The sequence below is a fragment of the uncultured Halovibrio sp. genome, assembly GCF_913056445.1.
Taxonomy (GTDB): Bacteria; Pseudomonadota; Gammaproteobacteria; order Pseudomonadales; family Oleiphilaceae; genus Halospina; species Halospina utahensis_B.
Map to the genome: position 1 here is coordinate 1 of NZ_CAJXMA010000117.1, position 6570 is coordinate 6570.

The following is a 6570-nucleotide window of genomic DNA, read 5'->3' on the forward strand; positions in this document are numbered from 1 at the left end:
AGGGGCGGAAGTGGTACTGAGCCTGCTGCAGGGTGACTGGGGCCGCCCGGAGCGCATTCACTGGCTCTCCCGCAGGCCGAACTTCGACCCCCTGGATGAAACTCCGTTCACCAACGACTATTTCACGCCGGCCTATGTGGACACCTTCCACGGCCTGCCGGAGGCGCAGCGGCTTGCCCTGGTGCGGAACCAGAAGCTAGCCTCGGACGGCATATCCTCCGACACTCTGGAGGCGCTCTATCAACGCCTCTATGAGCACCGTATAGCCGGTGGTCACTCCCCCCGGGTGGTGCTGCAGCCGCACCGGACCCTGGAAGCCATGACGGGGCCGGCCCCCTACCGGCTGGCGTTCCATAACGGTCTCAATGGTGGCCGGGAACACATCCAGGCGGACCGGGTGATCCTGTGCACCGGCTTCGAGTCACGACTTCCGGACTACCTCTCCGGCGACCTCAGGCAGAGACTGGAAACGGACAGGCATGGCCAGCTGAAGCTCGACTCGGACTTCCAGGCCCGGTGGGACGGACCACCGGACCGCCATGTCTACGCGGTCAACGCCGGCCGCCATTCCCATGGCATTGCCGACCCACAGATGAGCCTGATGTGCTGGCGCTCGGCGCGGATCGTCAACCATCTCGCCGGCGAGACGCTGTTCCCGGTAACCGGCAGGGTGGACCTGGTCGACTGGAACGGTGAAGAAACCCTGAATGAACCCGTGGAGCCTGACCGGGATTCCCTGCTGGCAATGCTCAAAAATAATATATGATAATCATTTGCATTAGTGTTGCCATCTGTTAACCTCGCCAACCCGCGTAACCCGACAATCAGGAGTGTTTGCTATGCGGCAATCCAATACACCCTCTCGTAACCCCATTGCGGCACTGTGCATCACCGGTATCGCAATGGGAATTGCCCCTCTTACCCTCGCCCAGGAACCCATGGGCTCACTGGATGAACTGGTGGTCGTGGGCAACCGCGCCCCTTCCCAGATCAGCGAAGTCCCCGGCACGGTCTGGGTATTAGAAGGGGAAGAGCTGGAACGCCAGTTCGACAGTGGCCAGAGCCTCAAGGACACGCTGGGCAAGCTGGTCCCCGGCATGGATCTCGGCACCCAGAACCGCACCAACTTCGGACAGAACCTGCGCGGGCGCAGTGTGCTGGTCATGATCGACGGGGTCTCGCTCAATTCCTCGCGTGGCGTAAGCCGCCAGTTTGACAGCATCGATCCCTTCAACATCGAGCGCATTGAGGTGCTCTCAGGTGCAACGGCCATCTACGGGGGCGGCAGCACCGGCGGCATCATCAACATCATCACCAAGAAGGGCGAAGCCGGCGACCCGCAGTTCGAGACCGAGGTGGGCGCTACCAGTGGTTTCAACAACTCCAACGACCGTGACCTTCGCGCAGGCCAGTCCATCAGCGGCGGCACGGACTTCGTGAAGGGTCGCCTTGCCGTGGCGGGCCAGGACAACGGAGCTTTCTACGACGGGGACGGTGACCCCATCCTGCCGGACATCACCCAGACGGACCTGCAGTACAACCGCACACTCGACGTCATGGGCAACCTGCAGTTCAAGTTCAATGAGGCCCAGAGCCTGGACATAACCGCTCAGTACTACAACTCGAAGTTCGACGGCAACAAAGGCCTCTATCTGGGCCAGGGCCTGACCCAGCTGAGCAATCCGGAGATCCGCGGGGGCTTCACTACCGACCGCCCGCCGGAAAGCGACCGTTACCTGTTTAATGCCTCCTTCAGGGATACGGACTTCCTGGGCCACACGGCCTACCTGCAGCTGTCCTCCCGGCGTGAAGAGTTGAGCTTCCAGGGTTACCCCTATCAGGGTGACGAAGCTGCCATCAGCGCATTTCAGCAGACAGGCTCTTTTCCACCGGACAGTGGCGTCAGTGAACTCGCCGACGCCGACCTGTCATACGTCGGATCCTCCCAGCAGAACACAGAGCAGCACTCACTGAAGGCGATGCTGGTCAAGCAGATCGACGATGTTCAGCTCAGCTACGGTCTGGACCTGGACCGCGAGGACTTCAGCGCCAGCCAGATGATCTTCGACAGCGGCGAGGCACTGAACTCCGGGCTTATGACGCTCAATGAGCGCTATACCACAGCCCGCTATCCCTCCTACCGCGTGGACGGTATTGCCGGGTTCCTGAACGCGGAATGGCAGGCCACCGACCGACTCCAGCTCAGCGCCGGCATCCGGCACCGTCGTGCCAGTCTTGAGACCGGCTCCATCGTGCCCGTCCAGAAGGTGGTTAACATCAACGGCAACGCCTACGTGCCGAACGGACTCGCCTCAGGGGCAGAGCCCATCCCCGGTGGCAAGAACGACTACAACGTGTCGCTGGTCAACGCGGGCGCCATCTACGACCTGGCAGATGACCAGCAGGTCTGGGCAAACTACAGTCAGGGCATGGAGATCCCGGACCCCGGCAAGGCACTCGGGCAGGGAGATTACAGCCTGGCCGCCCCCGGCGGACAGTATCAACTGCAGAATTACCTCAATCTGGACAACAACAACCTCCCGGCCCTGAAAACCGACCAGGTCGAACTTGGCTGGCGCCGGCATACCCCTGACTGGGACGCCCAGATCGCGACCTACTACACCTGGTCTGACAAGGACACGCAGGTGGCTGATGATCTAACGATCAACGTGGTTGATGACGAAGTCAGGACCTATGGCCTTGAGGCAAGCGGCACCTGGCGCCTGACCCGGCAATGGCAGATCGGCTCGACTGGCCATTACGTGAAGTCGGAAACCAAGCAGAATGGCGACTGGCAGGACCAGGCTGTTACGTCAGCCAGCCTGCCCAAGGCGACGGCCCACATCCAGTGGGAAAATGACGACACCAGCGTCCGGTTCCAGGGTGTGCACGCCTTTGACATTGACGACGCTCAGGGCAATGAGATTGAAGGCCCGACCACCTTTGATCTTCTGGGCACCCGGCAGCTGCCGGCTGGTGAGCTGACCCTGGGCATCAACAATGTGTTCGACAAGCAGTACACCACGGTCTGGAGCCAACGGGCCAAGCTGTTCTATGGGCTGCCCGAGGTAACCGATTTCAAGGGCCGTGGCCGCACCTACACGCTCTCCTACTCCATCGAGTACTGAGGCAAAGGCCAACCCCCGGTCCAGCCGGGGGTTCCCTCCTTCCCGTATTTCCGCTCTACCCCAGACGCCGCTGCGTCAGCAGGAAGATGAAGTAGCTCCCGCCGAGCAACGCCGCCATCAGGCCGGCCGGTAACTGGTCCGGGTACAGCAGCGTCCGCCCCAGCCAGTCGGAGAGCGTCATCAGCCCCATTCCCACCATGGCCGCCAACACCAGTTGGGGAAGAACCCGCCTTGCTCCCAGAAGGGCTGCCACATGCGGCGCCAGCAGGCCCACGAAGGCCACCGGCCCCATGAGCGCGGTCACCAGCGCACAGAGCGCGCAGACGACCAGTAGCAGAACCAGCCGGGCGCGGGCCACATTGACCCCGCGGGCACGGGCCATCGGGTCGCCGATGGAGATCAGGGTCAGCCAGCGGTTGAATACCAGAACCAGAAGAACCAGCGCCGCCACGCCAGCCGCCAGCATGAGGGACCTGTCGGCGGACGCCCGGTAGGTGGAACCGGAGAGCCAGCCCAGGATGATGTGCGCGCTCTGGGTGCCCTGAGCCAGGACAAAATGCACCAGCGCCTCCATCAGCGCCGCGAGGGAAATGCCCACCAGGATCACGATCCCCGGTGCGTAGTGGGAGCGCCGCCCGATCACGAGCAGCACCGCCAGCACCACCAGGCTGCCCAGGAAGGCCACACCGGGGCCGGCCTGGTAGATGGAGGTGCCCGTCCAGAGGGTAAAGATCACCAGCGCCAGGGTAGCGCCCGCGGACATGCCCAGGATGTCGGGGCTGGCCAATGGGTTGCGGATCAGCCGCTGCAGGATGAGGCCAGCAACGGCCATGCCGATTCCCGCCGCCGAGGCGGTCAGAAGGCGCGGGGCACGCAGGGACCACACCAGGTCCGAGGGCCAGGCAAAGGGCAGACTGAAAGCCGGGCCGGAGGCTTCCGGCGTATAGGTGAGGGTCAGCAGGACCAGCGCGAGCAGCACGCCGACGGCCAGCCCCCATGTCATCCAGGTGGTGCGGCGTGCCCCGTGCGGAAGACTCAGTGCCGTCTGGTCGCCATGGCTGAGCTTGTTGTGGGCAAAGATCACCAGGGCAGGCGCACCAACCAGGGCGGCAGCGGTGCCGCTGGGGATCAGTTCACCGAACCAGTCCCCGGCGGCCTGGGCCAGGGAATCCGTGGCCAGCAGGAGCATGGCGCCCAGGAGCGCGCTGGTGCACAATTCATCGCCGGCACGGCGCGCGCCCATCGAGCGGGCGATATTGGGCGCGATCAGCCCCAGGAAGCCAATGATCCCGACCGCTGTGATACTGGTGGCCAGGATCCAGAGCGCCCCAATGAGCAGAACAACCAGAACAGGGCCGTAACTGAAGCCACGCCCCCGCGCTCCGGCCTCGCCCAGGCGCATCAGTGTGAGCGGCCTGGGCGCCAGCATCAGGATCAGCGGCAGGACCAGGAGCCGGGGCCAGAGCCACTGCACCCAGTTCCAGTCATTCTGCGTCAGGTTGCCGGTGCCCCAGATGAAGACGCCCTGAGCGGCCTCCTGGTTCAGGAGGATGATCGCGGAAGCCGCGGCCCCCATCAGCAGGTGGGTCGCCATGCCCGCAAGGATCACGGGGAGGCCGCTGATGCCATTGCGCCCCGCGATGATCAACACCAACCCCACGGAAATCGCGGCCCCGACCATGGCGACAAGCGCGCGCTCATCCACCGCCAGCGCGGGCAGCCAGACACTGGCACACACCAGCGCCAGCCAGGCACCGGAAGAAGCCCCAATCGTCAGGGGCGAGACCAGGGGGTTGCGGGTAACCTGCTGGAGAAGACTGCCAACAGTGCCCAGAACCGCCCCTACCAGCACGGCAAGGATGACCCTGGGAAGGGCCGCATAATAGTAACGGACCTCCTCGAACCCGCCGGGTTCGCCCCCCGTGACCAACTGCCACTGGGCGGCGAGAGGAAGTTCGTTATCCAGCTGGAGGTGGAGCACCCCAAGGGCGAGAACCAGGCCCGCCCCAACCGCATACCGGGGCAGCATCAGGGTTCAATGGTCAGCAATGCGTCCGTCATATTCTCGGCCAGGTAGCGCAGCGACATGGCGCCGCCATAGACCCAGCTGGGTGCCACTGGCGCCACACGTCCGGCCTCCACCACTGGCAGCGCATTCCAGAGCGGTTTCTCAAGGAGATCCCCCGCCAGGACCGTGGGCTTGAAGTACAGCAGCACATCCTCCCTGTTGAGCCGTTTCAGGTCAGCCACTTCCCTCTGGGTCTGCCCCCATTGGCTGCGCGGCTGCGGCATGGCGGACTCAAGGCCCAGCTGGCGGAGCGCATACCACGGCATGCCGTTCCGGCCGAACACCCGGACCACGGTCGGGCTGGCAAAGCCCACACTGGTCACCTCCGGCAGCGTATCCCCGAAATGGTCACGGATCCGGCCACGCAGCCAGATAAACCGGGCCTCCAGCATGTCGAGCTGATGCTGCGCCTGCTCCTCGCGTTCCAACAGGCGTCCCAGCTCCAGGAAGATTTCCCGGGCCTTTTCCGCATTACTGTGGTCCTTGCGGAAGGCGTCAAAGAACAGGACCGGCGCAACCCGGCTCATCTTTTCGGCCAATCCGGACTGGTCCGTCGAGAGGATGATCACGTCCGGATCCAGCGACGCGATCCGCTCCATGTTCGGTTCCGAGCGCTTACCAACGTTGACCACCGACTCCGGCAGTTCCGGCTGTACGACCCACTTGCGGTAACCGGCCACGTCCGCCACGCCCACCGGGGTAACGCCGAGCTCCACCAGATTCTCCGCCATGGACCAGTTCAGGGCGACAACCCGCTCGGGCACCGACTCAAAGCTCTGTTGGCCCCGGCTGTCCGTAACGGTGATCTCCGCCTGGGCGGTGAGGGTCAGGCAAAGAGCGACGACCAGAACCAGCTGCTGTTTCAGTTGCAGAACCATGGGTGACGATGACTCCTGTCAGGCGACCACCGCAACCGGCCGCTGTGTGCCGGGCTGGGGGATCAGGTTGATATCAATACCGTAGAGGGTGGTGAGCAGATGCGGCGACAGCATGGCCTCGGGCGTGCCGTCGAACGCCACCTCCCCGTGCTTGAGCGCGATCACGCGATCGGCGTAGCGGGCTGCCAGGTTCACGTCGTGGAGAATCACAACGACCCCGCGCCCCGCCGAACGGTTAAGGTTGCGCAGGAGCGTCATGGACTCGTACTGGTGGGAAAGGTCCAGCGCGGAGGTGGGCTCATCCAGCAACAGCATGGGGGCTTCCTGCGCCAGCAGCATGGCGATCCAGGCACGCTGGCGTTCACCACCGGAAAGCTCGTCAACCAGGTGCGTGGCGTAGTCCGCCATGCCAGTCTGTTCCAGGGCCCAGTCCACGGCCGCTGCATCCCCGCTCTGCCAGCGCCGCACCAGCCCCCGCCACGGGAATCGCCCCAGG

Annotated in this window: 5 protein-coding genes; 2 read left to right on the forward strand and 3 right to left on the reverse strand. The window is 64.1% G+C overall.

Going from position 1 to position 6570, the window contains the following annotated elements; all coding sequences use genetic code 11:
* Both QZ501_RS14510 and QZ501_RS14515 read left to right on the forward strand, forming a co-directional pair.
* The coding region (locus tag QZ501_RS14510) for a SidA/IucD/PvdA family monooxygenase (RefSeq protein ID WP_295720512.1) at positions 1-766 on the forward strand (766 nt) is incomplete at its 5' end.
* Positions 767-839: 73 nt separating this feature from the next.
* Entirely contained in the window at positions 840-3128 is a 2289-nt protein-coding gene (locus QZ501_RS14515; protein ID WP_295720513.1) for a TonB-dependent receptor, read from the forward strand.
* A 55-nt stretch (positions 3129-3183) separates the two neighbouring features.
* On the opposite strand, the gene fhuB is transcribed toward QZ501_RS14515, so the two are convergent.
* The 3 genes from fhuB to QZ501_RS14530 form a co-directional block, all read right to left on the reverse strand.
* Complete coding sequence (gene fhuB, locus QZ501_RS14520) at positions 3184-5157, reverse strand: Fe(3+)-hydroxamate ABC transporter permease FhuB (protein ID WP_295720515.1); 1974 nt, start codon at positions 5155-5157, stop codon at positions 3184-3186.
* Complete coding sequence (locus QZ501_RS14525; RefSeq protein ID WP_151439872.1) at positions 5157-6074, reverse strand: iron-siderophore ABC transporter substrate-binding protein; 918 nt, start codon at positions 6072-6074, stop codon at positions 5157-5159. The genes fhuB and QZ501_RS14525 overlap by 1 nt, the downstream gene beginning before the upstream one ends.
* Positions 6075-6092: 18 nt before the next feature.
* Positions 6093-6570, reverse strand: a 478-nt coding sequence (locus QZ501_RS14530; protein ID WP_295720518.1) for an ABC transporter ATP-binding protein, incomplete at its 5' end; no start/stop codon positions are given.